The 21,584-nt window shown below is 60.7% G+C and carries 18 protein-coding genes; all 18 read right to left on the bottom strand.

The features are described from left to right. Positions 1-119 precede the first annotated feature (119 nt). The 18 genes from nuoN to purB all read right to left on the bottom strand — a co-directional run bounded on the left by nuoN (position 120) and on the right by purB (position 21,472). The gene (nuoN, locus tag FJD34_RS17580; RefSeq protein ID WP_029293335.1) at positions 120-1,583 is read right to left on the bottom strand and encodes an NADH-quinone oxidoreductase subunit NuoN; all 1,464 of its coding nucleotides are present in this window, start codon (positions 1,581-1,583) and stop codon (positions 120-122) included. A 7-nt stretch (positions 1,584-1,590) separates the two neighbouring features. Beyond that, a complete protein-coding gene (nuoM, locus tag FJD34_RS17575; protein WP_029293337.1) occupies positions 1,591-3,123 on the bottom strand; it encodes an NADH-quinone oxidoreductase subunit M in 1,533 nt (510 codons plus the stop codon). 39 nt (positions 3,124-3,162) lie between these two features. After that, positions 3,163-5,016, bottom strand: a complete 1,854-nt coding sequence (gene nuoL, locus FJD34_RS17570) for an NADH-quinone oxidoreductase subunit L (RefSeq protein WP_032857391.1) — start codon at positions 5,014-5,016, stop codon at positions 3,163-3,165. Next, positions 5,013-5,321 (bottom strand): NADH-quinone oxidoreductase subunit NuoK, encoded by a 309-nt coding sequence (gene nuoK / locus FJD34_RS17565; protein WP_003174727.1) that lies wholly within the window; start codon positions 5,319-5,321, stop codon positions 5,013-5,015. The genes nuoL and nuoK overlap by 4 nt, the downstream gene beginning before the upstream one ends. A gap of 2 nt (positions 5,322-5,323) precedes the next feature. Continuing rightward, the gene (gene nuoJ, locus FJD34_RS17560) at positions 5,324-5,827 is read right to left on the bottom strand and encodes an NADH-quinone oxidoreductase subunit J (protein ID WP_017476146.1); all 504 of its coding nucleotides are present in this window, start codon (positions 5,825-5,827) and stop codon (positions 5,324-5,326) included. A gap of 9 nt (positions 5,828-5,836) precedes the next feature. Further along, positions 5,837-6,385 (bottom strand): NADH-quinone oxidoreductase subunit NuoI, encoded by a 549-nt coding sequence (gene nuoI / locus FJD34_RS17555; protein ID WP_003174725.1) that lies wholly within the window; start codon positions 6,383-6,385, stop codon positions 5,837-5,839. Positions 6,386-6,396: 11 nt separating this feature from the next. Beyond that, on the bottom strand, positions 6,397-7,404 hold the full coding sequence (nuoH, locus tag FJD34_RS17550; protein ID WP_017737147.1) for an NADH-quinone oxidoreductase subunit NuoH: 1,008 nt from the start codon (positions 7,402-7,404) through the stop codon (positions 6,397-6,399). After that, positions 7,401-10,115, bottom strand: a complete 2,715-nt coding sequence (nuoG, locus tag FJD34_RS17545; protein ID WP_090291414.1) for an NADH-quinone oxidoreductase subunit NuoG — start codon at positions 10,113-10,115, stop codon at positions 7,401-7,403. Before nuoG ends, nuoH begins: the two co-directional genes overlap by 4 nt. A gap of 135 nt (positions 10,116-10,250) precedes the next feature. Further along, on the bottom strand, positions 10,251-11,606 hold the full coding sequence (gene nuoF / locus FJD34_RS17540; RefSeq protein WP_090291413.1) for an NADH-quinone oxidoreductase subunit NuoF: 1,356 nt from the start codon (positions 11,604-11,606) through the stop codon (positions 10,251-10,253). Continuing rightward, positions 11,603-12,100: an NADH-quinone oxidoreductase subunit NuoE gene (gene nuoE, locus FJD34_RS17535; protein WP_029293358.1), complete on the bottom strand. Its 498-nt coding sequence runs from the start codon at positions 12,098-12,100 to the stop codon at positions 11,603-11,605. Before nuoE ends, nuoF begins: the two co-directional genes overlap by 4 nt. A gap of 2 nt (positions 12,101-12,102) precedes the next feature. Beyond that, a complete protein-coding gene (gene nuoC, locus FJD34_RS17530; protein ID WP_032857382.1) occupies positions 12,103-13,887 on the bottom strand; it encodes an NADH-quinone oxidoreductase subunit C/D in 1,785 nt (594 codons plus the stop codon). Positions 13,888-13,959: 72 nt separating this feature from the next. Next, on the bottom strand, positions 13,960-14,634 hold the full coding sequence (locus FJD34_RS17525; protein ID WP_012724951.1) for a NuoB/complex I 20 kDa subunit family protein: 675 nt from the start codon (positions 14,632-14,634) through the stop codon (positions 13,960-13,962). Positions 14,635-14,644: 10 nt separating this feature from the next. Continuing rightward, positions 14,645-15,058, bottom strand: a complete 414-nt coding sequence (locus tag FJD34_RS17520) for an NADH-quinone oxidoreductase subunit A (protein ID WP_003219575.1) — start codon at positions 15,056-15,058, stop codon at positions 14,645-14,647. A gap of 576 nt (positions 15,059-15,634) precedes the next feature. Further along, complete coding sequence (aceA, locus tag FJD34_RS17515) at positions 15,635-16,960, bottom strand: isocitrate lyase (protein WP_007946425.1); 1,326 nt, start codon at positions 16,958-16,960, stop codon at positions 15,635-15,637. Positions 16,961-17,468: 508 nt separating this feature from the next. After that, positions 17,469-18,194, bottom strand: a complete 726-nt coding sequence (locus FJD34_RS17505) for a secretin N-terminal domain-containing protein (RefSeq protein ID WP_032857378.1) — start codon at positions 18,192-18,194, stop codon at positions 17,469-17,471. A gap of 238 nt (positions 18,195-18,432) precedes the next feature. Further along, positions 18,433-18,855, bottom strand: coding sequence for a GNAT family N-acetyltransferase (locus tag FJD34_RS17500; RefSeq protein WP_032857376.1), 423 nt, complete (start codon positions 18,853-18,855; stop codon positions 18,433-18,435). Then, entirely contained in the window at positions 18,848-20,017 is a 1,170-nt protein-coding gene (locus tag FJD34_RS17495; protein WP_032857375.1) for a ribosomal protein uL16 3-hydroxylase, read from the bottom strand. Before FJD34_RS17495 ends, FJD34_RS17500 begins: the two co-directional genes overlap by 8 nt. 84 nt (positions 20,018-20,101) lie before the next feature. Further along, complete coding sequence (gene purB / locus FJD34_RS17490) at positions 20,102-21,472, bottom strand: adenylosuccinate lyase (RefSeq protein WP_032857373.1); 1,371 nt, start codon at positions 21,470-21,472, stop codon at positions 20,102-20,104. Positions 21,473-21,584: the final 112 nt, after the last annotated feature.

Raw genomic sequence — 21,584 nt, 5'->3', positions numbered from 1 at the left:
GACACAGAGGCATTTCAGTAAGGAATATTCCTTGAGCTGGGCAGGGGGCTTCAACCTTTCCCAGAAACGCAAAACGGCACCCTAAGGTGCCGTTCTGTTTACTGCTTGAGCCTAAGCGATCAACCCGCCATCACCGCATGCTGCACCAGGGTGAGCAACGGTTGTGGGTACACACCCAGGAAGAATGCCAGCAGGGCGATAGCCAGCAGCATCACGCCGCCGGCTTTCTGTTCCCAGTGCAGCTCGGCATCCACACGGCGCAGGTTTGGCTCGATCAGGTACAGGGTGACCATCACGCGCAGGTAGTAGAACACGCCGATGGCACTGCCCAACACCAGGGAGGCAACCAGCCACCATTCGTGGGCTTCGACACCGGTCGCGACGATGTAGAACTTGCCGATAAAGCCTGCGGTCAGCGGGATGCCGGCCAGGGACAGCATCATCACGGTCAGCACGGCAGTCAGGTACGGACGGCGCCAGAACAGGCCGCGATACTCGTACAGGGCGTCGGCGTCACGGCCTTTGTACGGCGAGGACATCAGGGTGATCACACCGAAAGCGCCAAGGCTGGTGATCACGTAGGTGACCAGATACACGCCGATGGCTTCCACGGCCAGGCCTTTGCTCGCCACCAGGGCGATCAGCAGGTAGCCGAAGTGGGCGATGGACGAGTAACCCAGCAGACGCTTGAGGTTGTTCTGGGTCAGGGCCAGCAGGTTACCGAACAGGATCGACGCGATGGCGATCACGGTCAGCACGTCGCTCAGCACGCCCGTGTTGGCGGCAGGGGAGATCTGGAACAGACGCACCATCACCGCAAACACTGCAACCTTCGAGGCGGTTGCCAGGAACGCGGCCACCGGCGCCGGGGCGCCTTCGTACACGTCTGGGGTCCACAGGTGGAAGGGTACCAGCGACAGCTTGAACGCCAGGCCGATCAGCATCATGGCCAGGCCCAGTTGGGCGATGGGCGCAGGCATGCTGGTGGTGGCCAGGGCGTGGCCGATACCGCTGAAGCTCAGGCTGCCGGCTTCGGCGTAGAGCAGGGCCATACCGAACAACAGGAACGCGGAACCGGCGGCCGACAGCACCATGTACTTGATGCCGGCTTCCAGGGAGCGCTTGTTGAAGAAGGCGTACGCCACCAGGCCGTAGGTCGGGATCGACAGCAGTTCCAGGCCGATGAACAAACCGGCCAGGTGCTGCGCGCTGACCAGCACGATACCGCCGGCCGCAGCCAGCAGGATCAGCAGGTACAGCTCTTCGCGGTTGCCCGGGTAGCCGGTGCCGCCTTCGCCGAGGTAGGCGTGGGCGAGGGTGACGCAGGCCAGTGTCGCAACGAGGATCAACGCGGTGTACAGCAGCGCGAAGTCATCGATCATGACCAGCGGGGTCACCGCCAGCGGGGCGACCTTGAGGGCCGGGATAATCGACAGCAGGGCCAGGTTCAGGCCTGCGGTGGACAGCAGGAACGTCTGCGAGTGATTGCGGCGCCAGGCGATCGCCAGCATCACCACCACAATGGTGAGGCTGGTAATCAGCAGCGGCGCAAGCGCGATAAAGTGTTGGATCGTGAATTCCATAGCGCTCTTACCGGGCCGAAGCGAGTTGAGTGAAGGCGGTGCTCAACCACTGCTGCACGCCATGCATCGTGGCGGCAGAGGTGTCGAGGAACGGTTGCGGATACACGCCGATGTACACCAGCAGTACCGCAAGGCCGAGCACCATGATCAGTTCGCGAGCATCCATCCCTTTGAGGACGGCGTCCGACTTGGTCGGGCCGAAGTAGGCGCGGTGGATCATGATCAGCGAGTAGACCGAACCGAACACCAGGCCGGAAGTGGCAATCGCGGTGATCCATGGCGCACTGACGAAGCTGCCCATCAGGATCAGGAACTCACCGACAAAGTTACCCGTACCCGGCAAGCCCAGGGACGCGGCGGCAAAGAACAGGCTGATCGCCGGCAGGTAGGCGATACGCGACCAGATGCCGCCCATCTCACGCATGTCACGGGTGTGCAGGCGCTCGTACAACTGGCCACTGAGGATAAACAGTGCGGCGGCTGAAACACCGTGGGCCAACATCTGGATCACTGCGCCTTGCAACGCCAGCTGGCTGCCGGAGTAGATGCCGATCAGTACGAAACCCATGTGGGAAACGGACGAGAAGGCAATCAGACGCTTGATGTCGGTTTGCGCGAAGGCCAGGAATGCGCCGTAGAAGATCCCGATCAGACCCAGGGTCATGGCGATCGGCGCAAATTCGGCCGAAGCATTCGGGAACAGCGGCAGGGCGAAACGCAGCAGGCCGTAGGCCGCCGTCTTCAACAGGATACCGGCCAGGTCCACGGAACCTGCGGTTGGCGCCTGTGCGTGAGCGTCAGGCAGCCAGGAGTGGAACGGCACCACCGGCAGCTTCACCGCGAAGGCGATGAAGAAACCGAGCATGAGAATGTACTCGGTAGTCATCGACATCTTGGTTTTCAACAGGTCGGCGTAGTTGAAGGTAATCACGCCGGTGTTGTTGAAGTTGACCAGGACCAGGCCCAGGATCGCCACCAACATGATCAGGCCGGAAGCCTGGGTGAAGATGAAGAACTTGGTTGCCGCGTAGATCCGGGTTTTCTTGCCGTCCGAAGAACTGTGACCCCAGAGCGCGATGAGGAAGTACATCGGCACCAGCATCATTTCCCAGAAGAAGAAGAACATGAACAGGTCGAGGGCGAGGAACACGCCAACCACGCCGCCCAGGATCCACATCAGGTTCAGGTGGAAGAAGCCCACGTGACGCTCGATTTCTTTCCAGGAGCAAAGTACCGAGAGGATACCCAGCAGGCCGGTCAGCAGGATCATCAACAGCGACAGGCCGTCGAGGGCCAGGTGCACGTTGATGCCGAAGCGCTCGATCCAGACGTGCTTGAATTCAAGCGCGAAGGTTGGATCGACACCCGGTGCCGGAGCAAATGAATAGTCGCCATGGGCCCACAGCCAGAGGCCGAGTGCGAGTTCCAGGGACATGGTCAGCAACGCAATCCAGCGGGGCAGGGTGGCGCCGAAGCGTTCACCCATCCAGCAGAGCAGGCCGCCGATAAAGGGGATCAGGATTAGCCAGGGCAGAATCATGACGGGCTCGTTTCCTTTCGCAAGTTCGCAAAGTTCATATCAGACCGCTACCACTACGATGGCGCCGATCACCAGCACGGCACCGGCCGCCATGGAAGCTGCATACCAACGCAATTGGCCTGTCTCGGTGCGGCTCAGGGCGGTGTGGCCGGCCTTGGCAGCACGCGGGATCAAACCAATGGTCTGGTCGAGCGGGTCTTTGCGCAGTACATGGCTGATCGCAAGGTAAGGCTTGACGAACAGTTTGTCGTAGATCCAGTCGAAGCCCCAGGCGGCGAACCACCAGGCCGAAAGGAAGCGGCCAATGCCGCTGTTGGCCACGGCAGTCACGAAGCGACGCTTGCCGAGGAACAGCAGGGCCGCCAGTAGGATACCGGCGATGGCAATGGCGCCCGAGGCGATTTCCAGGCTGTGCTTGGCATCGCCGCCGGCATGCCCGACGCTTTGTGGCAGTACGCCAGCCAGTGGCGGGGTGATCATGGCGCCGACGAAGGTCGACAGGATGATCAGCACCGACAGTGGCAGCCAGTGGGAGATGCCGTGGCCTGCGTGCGCTTCAGTCTTGGCTTCACCGTGGAAGGTGATGAAGATCAGGCGGAAGGTGTACAGCGAGGTCATGAACGCACCCACCAGACCGGCGTACAGCAGGCCTTGGTTACCGCTGGCAAAGGCTTCCCAGAGGATTTCGTCTTTCGAGTAGAAACCTGCGGTCACCAGTGGCAGGGCTGCAAGCGCGGCACCACCGACGATGAAGCTGGCGTAGGCCAACGGCAGTTTCTTCCACAGGCCGCCCATCTTGAAGATGTTCTGCTCGTGATGGCAGGCAACGATCACCGCACCGGACGCCAGGAACAGCAGGGCCTTGAAGAAGGCGTGGGTCATCAGGTGGAAGATCGCGCCGTCCCAGGCGCCGACGCCCAGGGCCAGGAACATGTAGCCGATCTGGCTCATGGTCGAGTAGGCGAGGATCCGCTTGATGTCGGTCTGCACCAGCGCGGCGAAGCCGGCCAGGACCAGGGTCACGCCACCTACCAGGCCCACCAGATGCAGAATCTCCGGCGCCAGGGTGAACAGGCCGTGGGTACGGGCGATCAGGTAGACACCGGCGGTCACCATGGTAGCGGCGTGGATCAGTGCCGACACCGGGGTAGGACCGGCCATGGCGTCTGCCAGCCAGGTTTGCAGGGGCAGTTGTGCCGATTTACCGACAGCGCCACCCAGCAGCATCAGGGTTGCCAGGGTGATCCAGAAGTCGCCGACCTGGAATTTCTGCGGTGCCAGCACCAGCAGTTCCTGGATATTCAGCGTGCCCACCTGTTGGAACAGGATGAACAAGCCGATGGCCATGAACACGTCGCCGATCCGGGTCACGACAAAGGCCTTGAGTGCCGCATTACCGTTGTTGCGGTTGCTGTAGTAGAAACCGATCAACAGGTACGAGCACAGGCCCACGCCTTCCCAGCCGAAGTACAGGAACAACAGGTTATCGCCCAGCACCAGGAACAGCATGCTGGCGATAAACAGGTTGGTGTAGGCGAAGAAGCGCGAGTAGCCGGCTTCACCGCGCATGTACCAGGACGCGAACAGGTGGATCAGGAAGCCCACGCCCACCACCACGCCGAGCATGGTGATCGACAGGCCATCGACGTAGAGGGCGAAGTCAGGCTTGAAGCCCTCGACCGCCATCCACTGCCACAGCACCAGGGTGTAGTGACCGGCTTCGGGCGGTGCAACGTTGAATTGCCAGATGACGTAGGCGGCAACAATCGCCGACAGGCCAATGGAACCCACGCCGACCAGGGCCGAGAGGTTTTCCGACCAGCGTCCACGGGAGAACGACAGCAGCAGGAAACCGATCAGGGGGAATACGAAAGTCAGAAAGATCATGTTCATCCGCGCATCTCACTGGCAGCGTCGATATCAAGCGTGTGGAAGCGACGATACAGTTGCAGCAGGATCGCCAGGCCAATACTGGCCTCGGCGGCTGCCAGGCTGATCACCAGGATGAACATCACTTGTCCATCCGGCTGGCCCCAACGCGCACCCGCCACGATGAAGGCCAGTGCAGCAGCGTTCATCATGATTTCCAGGCTCATCAACACAAACAGGATGTTACGGCGAACCATCAGGCCGACCAGGCCAAGGCAGAACAGGATGCCGGCAACCGCCAGACCATGCTCCAAAGGGATAGCAGGCATCGTCATTGCTCCTTGGCTTCGTTGCGGCCCAAGTGGAAGGCAGTGATGGCTGCAGCGAGCAGCAGCATCGAAGCCAGTTCGACCACCAGCAGGTACGGGCCGAACAGGCTGATGCCCACGGCCTTGGCGTCTACGGTGGTGTGGCCGATGGCCTGGCCGCTCTGGTGAGCGAACAGTACATACAGCAGTTCAGCCAGCAGCAGGGCTGCCAGGATCACCGGGCCAAGCCAGATGCCGGGCTTGAGCCAGACGCGTTCCTGGGCGACCGAAGCGGGCCCCAGGTTGAGCATCATCACCACAAACACGAACAGCACCATGATGGCGCCAGCGTAGGCGATCACTTCCAGGACACCGGCAAACGGTGCGCCGAGGCTGAAAAAGGTCATGGCCACGGCGATCAGCGAAATGATCAGGTAGAGCAGGGCGTGCACGGGGTTGGTGTTGGTGATCACGCGAAGCGTGGACACCACTGCAATACCCGATGCGAAATAGAAAGCGAATTCCATCTTTCTTCCTTAAGGCAGCAAGCTCTTCACGTTGATCGGCTCGGCTTCGTTTTGTGCGGCGCCCTTCGGCTTACCGGCAACGGCCATACCTGCAACACGATAGAAGTTGTAATCAGGGTTTTTACCGGGACCGGAGATCAGCAGATCTTCTTTCTCGTACACCAGGTCCTGACGTTTGAACTCGGCCATCTCGAAATCCGGTGTCAGCTGGATCGCGGTGGTCGGGCAAGCTTCCTCGCACAGGCCGCAGAAAATGCAGCGCGAGAAGTTGATGCGGAAGAAGTCCGGGTACCAGCGACCGTCTTCGGTTTCAGCTTTCTGCAGGGAAATACAGCCCACCGGGCACGCCACGGCGCACAGGTTGCAGGCTACACAACGCTCTTCGCCGTCGGGGTCGCGGGTCAGCACGATACGGCCGCGATAGCGCGGCGGCAGGTACACCGCTTCTTCCGGGTATTGCAGGGTGTCGCGTTTGCGAAAGCCATGGCCGAAAACCATCACCAGGCTTCGCAACTGGGTACCGGTACCCTTAACGATGTCGCCAATATATTTGAACATGGGTCAAATCCTCACTGAACCGCGCCCGCTGGCGTGTTCAACAACACAACGGCAGCAGTCACCAGCAAATTGATCAGGGTCAGCGGCAGGCAGAAGCGCCAGCTGAAATCCATCACCTGGTCGTATCGTGGGCGCGGAATGGAAGCGCGCAGCAGGATAAACAACATGATGAAGAACGCGGTCTTGAGGAAGAACCAGAAGAACGCCAACTGCGGCAGGATGCCGAACGGACCGTGCCAGCCGCCGAAGAACAGCGTGACCAGCAGGGCCGAGATCAAGATGATGCCGATGTACTCACCGACGAAGAACATGCCCCATTTCATGCCGGCGTATTCAATGTGGTAGCCGTCGGCCAGTTCCTGTTCCGCTTCCGGTTGGTCGAAGGGGTGACGGTGAGTCACGGCCACGCCAGCGATGAAGAAGGTACAGAAGCCAAAGAACTGCGGGATGATGAACCACAGGTTCTGCGCCTGGTACTCGACGATGTCGCGCATGTTGAACGAGCCAACCTGCACCACGATGCCCATCAGCGCCAGGCCCATGAACACTTCGTAGGACACAGTCTGGGCCGAGGCCCGCAAGCTGCCCAGCAGGGCGAACTTGTTGTTACTGGCCCAACCGGCGAACAGCACCGCGTAGACCGACAAACCGGCCATGGCGAAGAAGAACAGCAAGCCGATGTTCAGGTCCGCCACGCCCCAGGTCGGGGTGATCGGGATGATTGCGAAGGCAATCAGCAAGGCGCTCATGGCCACGACCGGTGCCAGGGTGAAGATCACCTTGTCGGCAAACGGTGGGGTCCAGTCTTCCTTGAAGAACATTTTCAGCATGTCGGCAGCGATCTGGAACATGCCGAACGGGCCTACGCGGTTCGGACCATAACGGTCCTGCCACCAGCCCAGCAGGCGACGTTCGACGAAGCTGAGCAGGGCGCCCGCGACCACCACGGCCAGCAGGATCACGATGGCCTTGACCACCGAGATGATCACGTCGATCACTTCAGGAGTGAACCAAGTCATTGCGCTGCCTCCTGCAGACCGTCAACGGTGTGGCCGAAGATCGCCGGCGGAATGCCGGCGATGCCTTTTGGCAGGGCAACCAGGCCAGCACCCAACTCGTCGTTGATGCGCAGCGGCAGACGCAGGGTCTGGCCGGCTACGTTCAAGCTGAGCAGGGCACCGTCGTTGACGCCCAGGCGGTCGGCTTCGGACTTGGCCAGCGCCACGTAGGCCGCCGGGATGCGCTCTTGCACCGGCGCGGCCTTGGAAGAGTTCTCTTCGCTGCCGAACAGGTGGAAGAACGGCACAACCTGCCAGGTGCCCTGGGCCGGGTTGAACGGACGCGGCACACCAGCGAACCAGTTCAGCGAGTCACCGGTGCTTTCGATCAGGCGGGTGCCCGGGTCGCCAGCGCGGATATGACCACCGACTTCGTCCTGGAACTTGTTCCAGGCCTGCGGCGAGTTCCAGCCCGGCGACCAGGCGAAAGGCACCTGCTGACGTGGCTCGACCGAACCCGAGTAACCTTCCATGGAGAAGGCGAACGCGGTGTCGTTGTCTTGTGGAGTACGCGGTTCGTGCACGCTGATGTCAGCGCGCATGGCGGTACGCCCGGAGTAACGCAGCGGTTCACGGGCCAGTTTCATGCCCTTGATGCGGAACGCGGCGGACGGTGCGGCATCGACGATACGCGCCAGTTGCGGTGCGCTGGAGGCGACGGCTGCGGTGACGTGGTCGAGCTGGGTCCAGTCGATCGGCTGGTTCAGCAGGGTTGCGCGCAGGGCATGCAGCCAGCGCCAGCCTTCGTGAACCAGGATGCTGGCGTCCATGTACTTCGGATCGAACACCTGGAAGAAGCGCTGGGCGCGGCCTTCCTGGCTGACCAGGGTACCGTCGCCTTCGGCGAAGGTGGCGGCTGGCAGCACCAGGTGGGCACGGTCGCTGGTGGCGGTCTTCTGGTGGTCGGCGACGATCAGCACTTTGGCGGCGTTCAGTGCAGCGTCAACCTTGGCGGCATCGGTGCGGGTGTACAGATCGTTTTCCAGCACCACAATGGCGTCGGCATTGCCGTCGATCACCGCTTGCAGGGCTGCGTCCACGGATTCGCCGCCGAGCATGGCCAGGCCAAGGCTGTTGGCTTCCGGTACAACCAGGCTGATGGAGCCGTTCTTGTCGCGCAGCTTGAGGGCCTTGGCGATGTTGGCTGCGGCCTCGATCAGCGCCTTGGAACCCAACGAGGTACCGGCAATGATCAAAGGACGCTTGGCCGCCAGCAGGGCGTCGGCGATGCGCTGGGCCAGGGCCACGGCTTCTGCGTCCAGGCCTTCGACGGCAGGCGCGCTGGCGTCAAGGGCGTGGGCCACGGCGAAACCGATGCGGGCCAGGTCGTCTGGCGCTGCGTGCACGCACTCTTCGGCGATATCGTCGAGCTTGGTTTCAGCCAGGCTTGCGATAAACAGCGGGTTCAGCGCGTGCTGGCCGATGTTTTTCACGGCGGCGTCAAGCCACGGCTGGACGCGCATGGCGTCGGCCATTTCTTCGGCCTTGCCTTTGACCGACTGACGCAGGGACAGTGCCACACGGGCGGCGGTCTGGGTCAGGTCTTCACCGAGGACGAAGATCGCATCGTGGTCTTCGATGTCGCGCATGTTCGGCACGGGCAGCGGGCTGTCGTTCAGCACCTGCAGGACCAGGCGGATGCGCTCCAGTTCAGCGGCTTCGATACCGCTGTAGAAGTGCTCGGCACCGACCAGTTCGCGCAACGCGTAGTTGCTTTCGAGGCTGGCTCGCGGCGAACCGATACCGACGATGTTACGGCCGCGCAGCAGGTCGGCGGCTTTATCCAGCGCGTCGTCCAGGCTCAGCTTGGCACCATCGGGCAGCAGTGGCTGACGCGGACGGTCTTCGCGGTTGACGTAGCCATAGCCGAAACGGCCACGGTCGCACAGGAAGTACTGGTTGACCGAACCGTTGAAGCGGTTTTCGATGCGACGCAGTTCCCCGTAGCGCTCGCCCGGGGAAATGTTGCAACCGCTGGAGCAGCCATGGCAGATGCTCGGGGCGAACTGCATGTCCCACTTGCGGTTGTAGCGCTCGGAGTGGGTCTTGTCGGTGAACACACCGGTCGGGCAGACCTCGGTGAGGTTGCCGGAGAATTCGCTTTCGAGCACGCCGTCTTCAACGCGACCGAAGTACACGTTGTCGTGGGCACCGAAGACGCCCAGGTCGGTGCCGCCGGCGTAGTCTTTATAGAAACGCACGCAGCGGTAGCAGGCGATGCAGCGGTTCATTTCGTGGGAAATGAACGGGCCCAGTTCCTGGTTCTGGTGGGTACGCTTGGTGAAGCGATAACGGCGCTCGTTGTGGCCGGTCATCACCGTCATGTCTTGCAGGTGGCAGTGACCGCCTTCCTCACAGACCGGGCAGTCGTGGGGGTGGTTGGTCATCAGCCATTCGACAACGCTGGCGCGGAACGCCTTGGACTCTTCATCTTCGATGGAGATCCAGGTGTTGTCGGTGGCTGGGGTCATGCAGGACATGACGATACGACCACGGGTGTCGTTCTCGTCGGTGTACTGCTTGACCGCACACTGGCGACAGGCACCGACGCTACCAAGCGCGGGGTGCCAGCAGAAATAAGGGATGTCGAGGCCTAGTGACAGACACGCCTGTAACAGGTTGTCTGCCCCATCGACTTCGAGCGCTTTGCCGTCTACGTGGATAGTGGCCATGGTTCAAAGTTCTTCGTTGGCCCGTTGTCAGCGGGCGTGGCTAATGGAATCTTGTTATTCATGTGCATCAACACAGCCTTCAAGGCGTCAGCACATGACAAAGCGAAGGGCACGGACCCTTCGCTTATTGAAGCGTTACGCGCCGACTACGATCGGCTTTGCCAGAGGCGGGACGGCGGCGCTTTTGGGCGCGATGCCGGCTTCGAACTCCGAGCGGAAGTACTTGATTGCGCTGCCCAGTGGCTCCACGGCACCCGGTGCGTGAGCACAGAAGGTCTTGCCAGGGCCGAGGAAACCGACCAGGCCCAGCAGGGTCTCGATATCCCCCGGCTGGCCTTCGCCTTTCTCGATGGACATCAGGAGCTTGACGCTCCATGGCAGGCCATCGCGGCACGGGGTGCAGAAACCACAGGATTCACGGGCGAAGAACTGCTCCATGTTGCGCAGCAACGACACCATGTTCACGGTATTGTCCACCGCCATCGCCAGGCCGGTACCCATCCGGGTGCCTACCTTGCCGATGCCGCCGGCATACATTTGTGCGTCGAGGTGTTCAGGGAGCAGGAAGCCGGTACCGGCGCCGCCTGGCTGCCAGGCTTTCAGGGTGTAGCCGTCGCGCATGCCGCCGGCGTAGTCCTCAAACAGCTCGCGGGCGGTCACGCCGAATGGCAGTTCCCACAGGCCCGGGTTCTTGACCTTGCCGGAGAAGCCCATGAGCTTGGTGCCCATGTCTTCGCTGCCTTCGCGGGCCAGGGATTTGTACCAGTCCACGCCGTCGGCGATGATCGCCGGCACGTTGCACAGGGTCTCGACGTTGTTCACGCAGGTCGGCTTGCCCCACACGCCCACGGCGGCAGGGAAGGGCGGCTTGGAACGCGGGTTGGCACGGCGGCCTTCAAGGGAGTTGATCAGGGCGGTTTCTTCACCGCAGATATAACGCCCGGCGCCGGTGTGCACGAACAGCTCGAAGTCAAAACCCGAACCGAGGATGTTCTTGCCCAACAGGCCTGCGGCCTTGGCTTCTTCCACGGCACGGTTCAGGTGCTTGGCGGCGGTGGTGTATTCGCCACGCAGGAAGATATAGCCACGGTAGGTTTTCAGCGCGCGGGCACTGATCAGCATGCCCTCGATCAGAAGATGGGGCAGTTGCTCCATCAGCATGCGGTCTTTCCAGGTGTTGGGCTCCATTTCATCCGCGTTGCACAGCAAGTAGCGGATGTTGATGGATTCGTCCTTGGGCATCAGGCCCCACTTCACACCCGTGGGGAAGCCAGCACCGCCGCGACCCTTGAGGCCGGCATCCTTCACGGTCTGGACGATATCGTCCTGGGCCATGTCGGAAAAAGCCTTGCGCGCTGCGGCATAACCGTTCTTGGCCTGGTACTCGTCAAGCCATACTGCCTCGCCGTCGTCACGCAGGCGCCAGGTCAGCGGGTGGGTTTCGGCCGAACGCTTGATCAGGTTGGCCGGGCCAAAGGAAGTCAGGGTCATGGGTAGCCCTCAAGCAATTGGGTGACGCCAGAGGCCTGGACGTCGCCGAATGTGTCGTCGTCGATCATCAACGCCGGCGCCTTGTCGCAGTTACCCAGGCAGCACACCGGCAGCAGGGTGAAACGCCCGTCTGCAGTGGTCTGGCCGAGGCCGATGCCCAGCTTGCTCTGGATCGCGTCGACCACCGACTCGTGGCCGCCGATGTAGCAGACCATGCTGTCGCACACGCGAATAATGTGGCGGCCGACCGGCTGGCGGAAGATCTGGCTGTAGAACGTGGCCACGCCTTCAACGTCGCTGGCCGGGATGCCGAGGATCTCGCCAATGGCGTAGAGGGCGCCGTCGGGCACCCAGCCACGTTCCTTCTGGACGATCTTCAAGGCTTCGATCGACGCTGCGCGCGGATCTTCGTAGTGATGCAGCTCGTGCTCGATGGCCGAGCGCTCGGTTTCACTCAAGGTGAAACGGTCTGTCTGGATAAGCGTGCTGTTCATGCTTAGCGGTCCACGTCGGCCATAACGAAATCGATACTACCCAGGTACGCAATCAAGTCCGCGACCATCTCGCCTTTGATCACCGAAGGGATCTGCTGCAAGTGCGGGAAGCTTGGGGTGCGAATCCGGGTGCGGTAGCTCATGGTGCCGCCATCGCTCGTCAGGTAATAACTGTTGATACCCTTGGTCGCTTCGATCATCTGGAAGGACTCGTTGGCCGGCATCACCGGGCCCCACGAGACTTGCAGGAAGTGCGTGATCAGGGTTTCGATGTGTTGCAGGGTGCGCTCTTTAGGCGGCGGCGTGGTCAGCGGGTGATCCGCCTTGTACGGGCCTGCCGGCATGTTGCGCATGCACTGCTCGATGATCTTCAGGCTCTGGCGCATTTCTTCGACGCGCACGATGCAACGGTCGTAGGCATCGCCATTGGCCGCCAGCGGGACTTCGAACTCGAAGTTCTCGTAGCCGGAGTACGGACGCGCCTTGCGCAGGTCGAAATCGCAACCCGTCGAACGCAAGCCCGCACCGGTGACGCCCCATTCCAGGGCCTCTTTGGTGTTGTAGGCAGCGACGCCGATGGTCCGACCCTTGAGGATGCTGTTGTCCAGGGCGGCTTTCTGGTACTCGTCCAGACGCTTGGGCATCCAGTCGATGAACTCCTTGACCAGGCGCTCCCAGCCGTTCGGCAGGTCGTGGGCCACACCGCCGATGCGGTACCAGGCCGGGTGCAGGCGGAAGCCCGTGATGGCTTCGATGACCTTGTACGCACGCTGACGGTCGGTGAAGGTGAAGAACACCGGGGTCATGGCGCCGACGTCCTGGATATAGGTACCCAGGAACAGCAGGTGGCTGGTGATCCGGAAGAACTCGGCCATCATGATGCGGATGGTGTCGACGCGGTCCGGGACCTTGATGCCGGCCAGCTTCTCGACCGAGAGCACGTACGGCAGGTTGTTCATCACGCCGCCGAGGTAGTCGATACGGTCGGTGTACGGGATGAAACTGTGCCAGGACTGGCGCTCGGCCATCTTCTCGGCACCACGGTGGTGGTAGCCAATGTCGGGCACGCAGTCGACGATTTCCTCGCCGTCCAACTGCAGGATGATACGGAATGCGCCGTGGGCCGAAGGGTGGTTCGGGCCCAGGTTGAGGAACATGTAGTCCTCGTTGGTGCCGGAACGCTTCATGCCCCAGTCTTCCGGGCGGAAGCGTGCGGCTTCTTCTTCAAGCTGCTGCTTGGCCAGGTTCAGGCTGAACGGGTCGAATTCGGTGGCGCGCGCCGGGAAGTCCTTGCGCAGCGGGTGACCTTCCCAGGTCGGCGGCATCATGATGCGCGTCAGGTGCGGGTGGCCCGGGAAGTCGATACCGAACATGTCCCAGACTTCACGCTCGTACCAGCTGGCGTTCGGCCAGATGCCGGTCACGGTCGGGATGCTCAAGTCGCTTTCCGAGAGGGCAACCTTGATCATCACGTCGCTGTTACGTTCCAGCGACATCAGGTGATAGAACACGGTGAAGTCGGCGCCGCTCGGCAGCCCCTGGCGCTTGGTACGCAGACGCTCGTCCACGCCATGCAGGTCATAGAGCATGACGTACGGCTTGGGCAGGTTGCGCAGGAAGGTCAGGACTTCGACGAGTTTGGCACGCGCCACCCACAGCACCGGCATACCGGTGCGCGTGGCCTGGGCGGTGAAGGCGTCAGGGCCAAAACGGTTATTGAGTTCGACGACCACATCCTGGTCGTCTGCCTTATAAGGCGGGATGTACAGAGCACTGCCTGTAGTCATGGTTTTTTATCGCTTTCGGTCAACGTAAAGAATGAAGCCAGGTTTTCGTTCTATAAAAGAAGCGGTGCTGGATCAGACTTCGTCGGGGCTGCGCAGGTTGGTGACTGCGATTCGCTGTTCGCGGCGCTGTTCCTTTTGCGACGGCATCTCGGCGCGGTACACGCCTTGATCGCCGACGACCCAGGAAAGCGGGCGACGCTCCTTGCCAATCGATTCCTGCAGCAGCATCAAGCCTTGCAGGAATGCTTCAGGGCGGGGCGGGCAGCCAGGCACGTAGACGTCCACGGGCAGGAACTTGTCCACCCCCTGAACCACGGAGTAGATGTCGTACATGCCACCGGAGTTGGCGCACGAACCCATGGAGATCACCCACTTTGGTTCGAGCATTTGCTCGTAGAGACGCTGGATGATCGGCGCCATCTTGATAAAGCAGGTGCCGGCGATAACCATGAAATCCGCCTGGCGCGGCGATGCCCGGATAACTTCGGCGCCAAAGCGCGCGATGTCATGGGGCGCCGTGAAGGCGGTGGTCATTTCCACGTAGCAGCACGAAAGGCCGAAGTTGTACGGCCACAGGGAATTCTTGCGCCCCCAGTTGACCGCGCCACTCAGCACGTCTTCCAGCTTGCCCATGTAGATGTTTTTGTGGACTTGGTCTTCTAACGGATCGGAGACGGTTTCCCGTTCGCCGATGGGGTACTGATCGTTAGGAGCATCCGGGTCGATCCTGGTGAGATTGTATTGCATCGCCAAAGCCTCATTGTTTCAGCTTCGCTTGCCGCTTGCGACGAGCTTCCGGAGCCCAGTCAAGGGCGCCCACTCGAAATAGGTAGACAAGGCCTGCCAACAGAATTGCTATGAAAACGAGAGCTTCGACGAATCCGGTCCAGCCGCTTTCGCGAACAGACACAGACCAGGCAAAGAGAAAGAGGGCTTCGATATCGAAGATCACGAATAGCATCGCGACCAGATAGAATTTGGCTGAGAGCCGCAAGCGGGCGCCACCTGTAGGTAGCATGCCGGACTCGAACGGTTCGTTTTTGCTGCGGCCCCAGGCTTTTGACCCGAGGAGGCTGGAAACACCGAGCATGAAGGCGCAAAGGCCGACAACACCGAGGAGGAAAATGGCAAAGCCCCAGTTGTGGGCCATGAGTCCTGTCGCTTCGGTCATGCTGGAAATCCTTAACAGAGAGCAAAGGTCTCTGAGCTCGAAAAAGTAACGACGCAGTGACGATATGTCGCAGCGCAATCAATCGCGGTGATTTTATGGCTAAACACCTAGCAAGTAAAATTCCTGTAGCTAATTTATTCGCTGAATTAAGGACATAGTGCACCTTTATGGGGCTGGAGCCCAGACGCTGCGGGCATTAGCTTGATTTTAATCAATTGTGTTTTGTTTAGGGTGTAACGAAGTTTTAATGCTCTAAATGATAATGAATATTGTTTGCAAGAGTTTTAAGCGGGTGTTGGGCGCGTCGCGGGGGAAGTTGTTGTTACTTGCCCGTTTGGCGCAAGTTGCTAGCGCGCAACTTTTAACCGATTTTTCCTAAGTGAATACCGCTCTGGATCAAGGTTTTGCGCAAAACATCAGGTTGGTCGCATTTTTATTGTGGGAGATTCTGATCTTCGCTGGGGCAGGAGGGTTTTCTCGGGGCAAAAAAACGCCCCGAACCAGTCGGGGCGTCAGGTTGTGCGGCACTGCGGTTAGCTTTCTATCGGGCCCGCAATGGCCGTGTGCTCAGGTCACTTAGTGAAACTGTTCTTCTTCGGTCGAGCCGGTCAGCGCGGTCACGGACGAGGAGCCGCCCTGGATTACGGTGGTCATGTCGTCGAAGTAGCCAGTGCCCACTTCCTGCTGGTGCGCCACGAAGGTGTAACCTTTGGACGCGTCGGCAAATTCCTGCTCTTGCAGCTTCACGTAGGCAGTCATGTCGTTGCGGGCGTAGTCGTGCGCCAGGTTGAACATGCTGTGCCACATGTTGTGAATGCCGGCCAGGGTGATGAACTGGTGCTTGTAGCCCATGGCGGACAGTTCGCGCTGGAACTTGGCGATGGTCGCGTCGTCCAGGTTCTTCTTCCAGTTGAAAGAAGGCGAGCAGTTGTAGGACAGCAGTTGGTCCGGGTATTCCTTTTTGATCGCTTCAGCGAAGCGACGGGCTTCGTCCAGGTCTGGCTTGGCGGTTTCGCACCAGATCAGGTCGGCGTACGGTGCGTAGGCCAGGCCACGGGCGATCGCCTGGTCGAGACCGGCGCGTACTTTGTAGAAGCCTTCCTGAGTGCGTTCGCCAGTCACGAACGGCTGGTCGTACGGGTCGCAGTCCGACGTCAGCAGATCAGCTGCGTTGGCGTCGGTACGGGCCAGGATGATGGTCGGGGTGCCGGCAACGTCAGCAGCCAGGCGGGCAGCGGTCAGCTTCTGTACGGCTTCCTGGGTCGGGACCAGTACCTTGCCGCCCATGTGGCCGCATTTTTTCACGGAAGCCAGTTGGTCTTCGAAGTGAACACCGGCAGCGCCTGCCTCGATCATGCTCTTCATCAGCTCGTAGGCGTTCAGTACGCCACCGAAACCGGCTTCGGCGTCAGCCACGATTGGCGCGAAGTAGTCGATGTAGCCTTCGTCGCCCGGACCTTTACCGGCTTTCCACTGGATCTGGTCGGCGCGGCGGAACGAGTTGTTGATGCGCTTGACCACGGTTGGCACGGAGTCCACCGGGTACAGCGACTGGTCAGGGTACATGGACTCGGCGGAGTTGTTGTCCGCAGCCACTTGCCAGCCGGACAGGTAGATCGCCTGGATGCCAGCCTTGACTTGTTGCACAGCCTGGCCACCGGTCAGGGCGCCCATGCAGTTGACGAAATCTTTCTCGGGACGGAAGGACGGCTTGGCGCCCTGGGTGACCAGGTTCCACAGCTTCTCGGCGCCCAGTTTTGCGAAGGTGTGCTCAGGTTGAACCGAGCCGCGCAGGCGGACGACGTCAGCAGCGGAGTAAGCGCGAGTCACGCCTTTCCAGCGTGGGTTTTCAGCCCAGTCTTTTTCAAGGGCTGCAATTTGCTGTTCGCGTGTCAGTGCCATGGGGAAAAACCTCGTCGCGTCTTTTGTGGAAAAACTACTGGGTTGAAAATTCCGTTTGCCAGCCACGTATTCAGTGCGTGGGTTTGGCTGCTCGCTGACCAGAAGCTTAGGCGGTCAAAGTGGGCTTGGCGGGGAAGGCGACGGGATGAACGATGAGCTCAAGGGAGAAAGTGAGCAGGTAGAGGCGAACCGAGAACAGTCTTCGGGCGTCGTGGGCCTTGATACGATCCATCAGTGTGTTGCCGGGTTACCTGGTTAGCTTCCGTCCCTCGGGACAACTTCGTTCCAGTCGCAACCTCGTCAAACACGCCTTGTGGGCGGTACAGACACGAATCGGCTCAGGTGGGTAGCTTAGAGCGACGATCCGAAGGCCCTTGCCAGGGCCCCTGATTAGCGGGAGCGAGGCCATCATGCCCATGCTTTTTTGGATCGTCAAATGTTTTGTAGTGCTTTTTTTATAGCACTACATCTTTGGTCTAATACGACTAATCAGTCAGTTTTTGGTGCTTCAGTTCAGGGGGTCGACTTTGACCCGCAGTGTCAGGTCATCCCGGCCTTGAGTCGAGTAGGTGCGGGTCGCGCCCTGTTTGTCAGCCTGGGTCTGGCGGTTGACGCCGGCCAGGGTGATCCACTCGCCCAGGCGCCCGCTGACAGTTGTGTCGGTGCTTTGCACGTTCACTACATCGGGACGCTCCTGGCTCATGCGGTCACGATTGGTGCTGATGCTCAGGTGTACGGTCTCGCCGGTGACGCTGGCAGTCACGTAGAAGCCCTGAGTGACGTTGCGGTACTGGGTCTGGTTCTGTGGGCGGCCATAGGCGTCGGGCTGGGAGGTGGTCAGTGGCACGCTCTGGCCGACCTGGATCAGTGCTGGCACGCCTTCGCTGGCCTGGATTTGCTGGATCCCGCCATCACGGCTTTCGGTGCTGTAGGTGATGATGTGGCTATTGGTTTGCTGATTGTTTTCGTTGGTGTCGACGGTGATCAGCAAGCGTTTGGAGGGTGTGTCCAGTTGTGCGAGCAGGGCGCGCAAGCCCTGGATTTTGTCCGGCTCGGCATTGACGATCAACTGATTGCCGTAGGCGCTGACCGTGCCGTCCTTGCCAATGAAATTCTGCGCAACGGGCAACAGGTCGGCGCTGGTGCGGTTGTTCAGGGGTAGGACTTCGGTAGCTGCAATTGCTGAAAAACTGACGGCCATGAGCAGGCTGGCGACTAGGGTGCGTAGGGACATGTCCGTTATCTCTGCAGTCATTTGGGCTTGATAGTGCCAGTTTATCGGCCTGGTGGGGCGCAAGTTGAATCGTAGACGGCAAAAGGCCCTGGCATCGGTGGATGGCAGGGCCTTTTTGGGTGTTGCTGATGACGCCTTCGCGAGCAAGCCTGCTCTCACACTTGACCGCATTCCAGAGGTCGAACCTGATCAAATGTGGGAACGGGCTTGCTCGCGAAGGGCGCGACTCGCTCTAAAGTCAGCCCTCGCGCTCCATATCAACATGGGGAATCCCGACTTCCAGGAACTCCCCGCTGACGATCTTGAACCCCAGCCGCTCATAAAACGGCGCGGCATACACCTGTGCGCTGAGGAACTGCCGGGTCTGGCCGCGTTTCTCAGCCGCACCCATCACCGCTTCCATCAGCTTGTCGCCGACCTTCAGCCCGCGCCAGTCCTTAAGGACCGACACACGGCCGATCTCGCCACTGGGCAGCAGGCGAGCGGTGCCAATCGGAAAGTCGCCTTCCAGCGCGAGGAAATGCATGGCTCCAGCGTCGTCTGCGTCCCACTCCAGCTCAGGTGGAACCGATTGCTCAGCGATAAATACCGCTTCACGAATGCGCCGAATCTCGGCGATATCCTTTTGCCAGTCTGCGACACGTACGCGAATTTTATTCATCGGCAAACCCCAGGCTTCCTTGCTTGACCAGTTCGCATAGCAGGTCGCGGCCATCTTCATCGGCCAGCCACGGACCCAGGTTGTCCACGTGCAGGGCGTCGGCGGCGCAGATCATCTTCAGCAGTTCGCGCAGTTTGCCCGGCAGGTAACGGCTCTGGCCGCTGGCGAACAGCAGTACGTCGTCGTCCACTTCCGACCAGGCCAGGCGCGCGCTTGGGTTGCGGATCAGTACTGCGCCGTCTTCCAGGCTGCTGATCACTTCGTCCTGCGCCAGCTCTTCGGGGCCTGCGACCAGTTCCGGGTAGCGCGGCTCGGTCATGAACTGGCCGAACCAGGTCAGCAACATGCGCTCATCGCTCATGTGCTCGGCCAGCAGGCTCTTGAGGCGGTCCAGGGCGTCGCTCTGGATCTGGTGCGGGTCGCTGACGGGCTGGGCGTCGGCGTCGGTGTAGCGTTCTTCATCCGTCAGGTACTGGCTGAGGAAGTCGGTGAAGTGGGTCAGCACTTCGGCGGCGCTCGGTGCGCGGAAACCTACCGAGTAGGTCATGCAGTCATCTTCAGCGATGCCGAAGTGCGCCAGGCGCGGCGGCAGGTAAAGCATGTCGCCCGGTTCCAGCACCCATTCGGCAGTCTCTTCGAATTCGGCGAGGATGCGCAGGTCGGCGTGCTGCAGCAGCGGGCTTTCCGAGCTGCACATCTGGCCGATCTTCCAGTTACGCTTGCCCTGGGCTTGCAGCAGGAATACGTCGTAGTTATCGAAGTGTGGACCGACGCTGCCACCGGGGGCAGCAAAGCTGATCATCACGTCGTCGATGCGCCAGCTTGGCAGGAAGCGGAACTGCTCCAGCAGCTCGGCCACTTCCGGCACGAACTGGTCGACCGCCTGCACCAACAGGGTCCACTCGCGCTCGGGCAGGCTGCTGAAGGCGTCTTCGGCAAACGGGCCGCGGCGCAGTTCCCACGGGCGTTCGCCGTGTTCGATCACCAGTCGCGATTCGACTTCTTCTTCCAGGGCCAGGCCTGCCAGTTCGTCGGCGTCGATCGGGCTTTCGAAATCAGGGATGGCCTGGCGGATCAGCAGCGGTTTTTTCTGCCAGTAGTCGCGCAGGAATTCCCGTGCCGTGATGCCGCCCAGAAGTTGAAGAGGAATATCAGGATTCATGTGTAACCTATTGAAAAAAAGCACTTTTAAGACAGGAATAAAAACGCCCGGCGCTGCCGGGCGTCTTAAGGGTTCAAGCCGCAATCAGATGCGTTTGGCTTGCTCTACAGCGTTGCCGATGTAGTTGGCCGGGGTCAGCAGTTTCAGCTCGGCCTTGGCCGCGGCGGGCATGTCCAGGCCGTCGATGAAGGACTGCAACGCCTCGGGGCTGATGCCCTTGCCGCGTGTCAGCTCTTTCAACTTTTCGTACGGGTTTTCGATGTTGTAGCGGCGCATTACGGTCTGGATCGGCTCGGCCAGGACTTCCCAGCAAGCGTCCAGGTCAGCGGCGATTTTCTGCGCGTTGAGTTCCAGCTTGCTGATGCCTTTGAGGCTGGCTTCGTACGCGATCACGCTATGGGCAAAGCCCACGCCGAGGTTGCGCAATACGGTGGAGTCAGTCAGGTCGCGCTGCCAGCGGGAGATTGGCAACTTGCTGGCCAGGTGCTGGAACAGGGCGTTGGCGATCCCCAGGTTGCCTTCGGAGTTTTCGAAGTCGATCGGGTTGACCTTGTGCGGCATGGTCGACGAACCGATTTCGCCAGCGATGGTGCGCTGCTTGAAGTAACCCAGGGAGATGTAGCCCCAGATATCACGGTCGAAGTCGATCAGGATGGTGTTGAAGCGTGCAATGGCGTCGAACAGCTCGGCGATGTAGTCGTGCGGTTCGATCTGCGTGGTGTACGGGTTGAAGCCCAGGCCCAACTCGTCTTCGATGAAGGCGCGGGCGTTGGCTTCCCAGTCGATCTCAGGGTAGGCCGACAGGTGGGCGTTGTAGTTGCCTACGGCGCCGTTGATCTTGCCCAGCAACGGCACGGCGGCCACTTGAGCGATCTGGCGCTCCAGGCGGTACACCACGTTGGCCAGTTCTTTACCCAGGGTGGTCGGCGAGGCCGGTTGGCCGTGGGTGCGCGACAGCATCGGCACGTCGGCGAAGCGGATGGCCAGTTCGCGGATGGCGTTGGCGGTCTGGCGCATCAGTGGCAGCATCACGTCATCACGGCCTTCGCGCAGCATCAGGGCGTGGGACAGGTTGTTGATGTCCTCGCTGGTGCAGGCAAAGTGGATGAATTCGCTGACCTGGGCCAGTTCCGGCAATTTGGCCGCTTGCTCCTTGAGCAGGTACTCGATGGCTTTGACGTCGTGGTTGGTGGTGCGCTCGATCTCTTTCACACGCTCGGCGTGCTCCAGGGAGAAGTTTTCCGCCAGGGTGTTCAGTACAGCGTTGGCCTCGGCGGAGAACGCCGGCACTTCGCTGATGGCAGGGTGAGCGGCCAGGCGCTGGAGCCAGCGCACTTCAACCAGTACACGAGCACGGATCAGGCCGTATTCGCTGAAAATAGGGCGCAGGGCCTGGGTTTTGCCGGCGTAGCGGCCGTCAACAGGGGAAACCGCAGTGAGCGAAGAGAGCTGCATGGGGTGTTCTCGGACAGTCGGGCAACGAAATGGGGCGCGTATCATACATGAAAAAATCCGCCGGTCCGTCGCCAACTGACCGGCGTATTACGCGTAACGGCTTGAAAATAGC

It is taken from the genome of Pseudomonas brenneri (assembly GCF_007858285.1).
Lineage (GTDB): Bacteria > Pseudomonadota > Gammaproteobacteria > Pseudomonadales > Pseudomonadaceae > Aquipseudomonas > Aquipseudomonas brenneri.
The sequence above is the reverse complement of the archived record's forward strand: the minus strand, read 5'-3'. Positions and strand labels throughout refer to the sequence as shown.

What these genes read in the sequence shown, in the direction of transcription:
- nuoG (WP_090291414.1), bottom strand. Translation starts at nt 10,115, where the DNA reads ATGGCCACTATCCACGTAGACGGCAAAGCGCTCGAAGTCGATGGGGCA.
- nuoL (WP_032857391.1), bottom strand. Translation starts at nt 5,016, where the DNA reads ATGAACATGATCTTTCTGACTTTCGTATTCCCCCTGATCGGTTTCCTG.
- FJD34_RS17500 (WP_032857376.1), bottom strand. Translation starts at nt 18,855, where the DNA reads ATGAATAAAATTCGCGTACGTGTCGCAGACTGGCAAAAGGATATCGCC.
- nuoJ (WP_017476146.1), bottom strand. Translation starts at nt 5,827, where the DNA reads ATGGAATTCGCTTTCTATTTCGCATCGGGTATTGCAGTGGTGTCCACG.
- aceA (WP_007946425.1), bottom strand. Translation starts at nt 16,960, where the DNA reads ATGGCACTGACACGCGAACAGCAAATTGCAGCCCTTGAAAAAGACTGG.
- FJD34_RS17495 (WP_032857375.1), bottom strand. Translation starts at nt 20,017, where the DNA reads ATGAATCCTGATATTCCTCTTCAACTTCTGGGCGGCATCACGGCACGG.
- nuoH (WP_017737147.1), bottom strand. Translation starts at nt 7,404, where the DNA reads ATGACTTGGTTCACTCCTGAAGTGATCGACGTGATCATCTCGGTGGTC.
- purB (WP_032857373.1), bottom strand. Translation starts at nt 21,472, where the DNA reads ATGCAGCTCTCTTCGCTCACTGCGGTTTCCCCTGTTGACGGCCGCTAC.
- FJD34_RS17505 (WP_032857378.1), bottom strand. Translation starts at nt 18,194, where the DNA reads ATGTCCCTACGCACCCTAGTCGCCAGCCTGCTCATGGCCGTCAGTTTT.
- nuoN (WP_029293335.1), bottom strand. Translation starts at nt 1,583, where the DNA reads ATGGAATTCACGATCCAACACTTTATCGCGCTTGCGCCGCTGCTGATT.
- nuoF (WP_090291413.1), bottom strand. Translation starts at nt 11,606, where the DNA reads ATGACCCTGACTTCCTTTGGCCCGGCCAACCTGATCAAGCGTTCGGCC.
- FJD34_RS17525 (WP_012724951.1), bottom strand. Translation starts at nt 14,634, where the DNA reads ATGCAATACAATCTCACCAGGATCGACCCGGATGCTCCTAACGATCAG.
- FJD34_RS17520 (WP_003219575.1), bottom strand. Translation starts at nt 15,058, where the DNA reads ATGACCGAAGCGACAGGACTCATGGCCCACAACTGGGGCTTTGCCATT.
- nuoC (WP_032857382.1), bottom strand. Translation starts at nt 13,887, where the DNA reads ATGACTACAGGCAGTGCTCTGTACATCCCGCCTTATAAGGCAGACGAC.
- nuoK (WP_003174727.1), bottom strand. Translation starts at nt 5,321, where the DNA reads ATGCCTGCTATCCCTTTGGAGCATGGTCTGGCGGTTGCCGGCATCCTG.
- nuoM (WP_029293337.1), bottom strand. Translation starts at nt 3,123, where the DNA reads ATGATTCTGCCCTGGCTAATCCTGATCCCCTTTATCGGCGGCCTGCTC.
- nuoI (WP_003174725.1), bottom strand. Translation starts at nt 6,385, where the DNA reads ATGTTCAAATATATTGGCGACATCGTTAAGGGTACCGGTACCCAGTTG.
- nuoE (WP_029293358.1), bottom strand. Translation starts at nt 12,100, where the DNA reads ATGAACAGCACGCTTATCCAGACAGACCGTTTCACCTTGAGTGAAACC.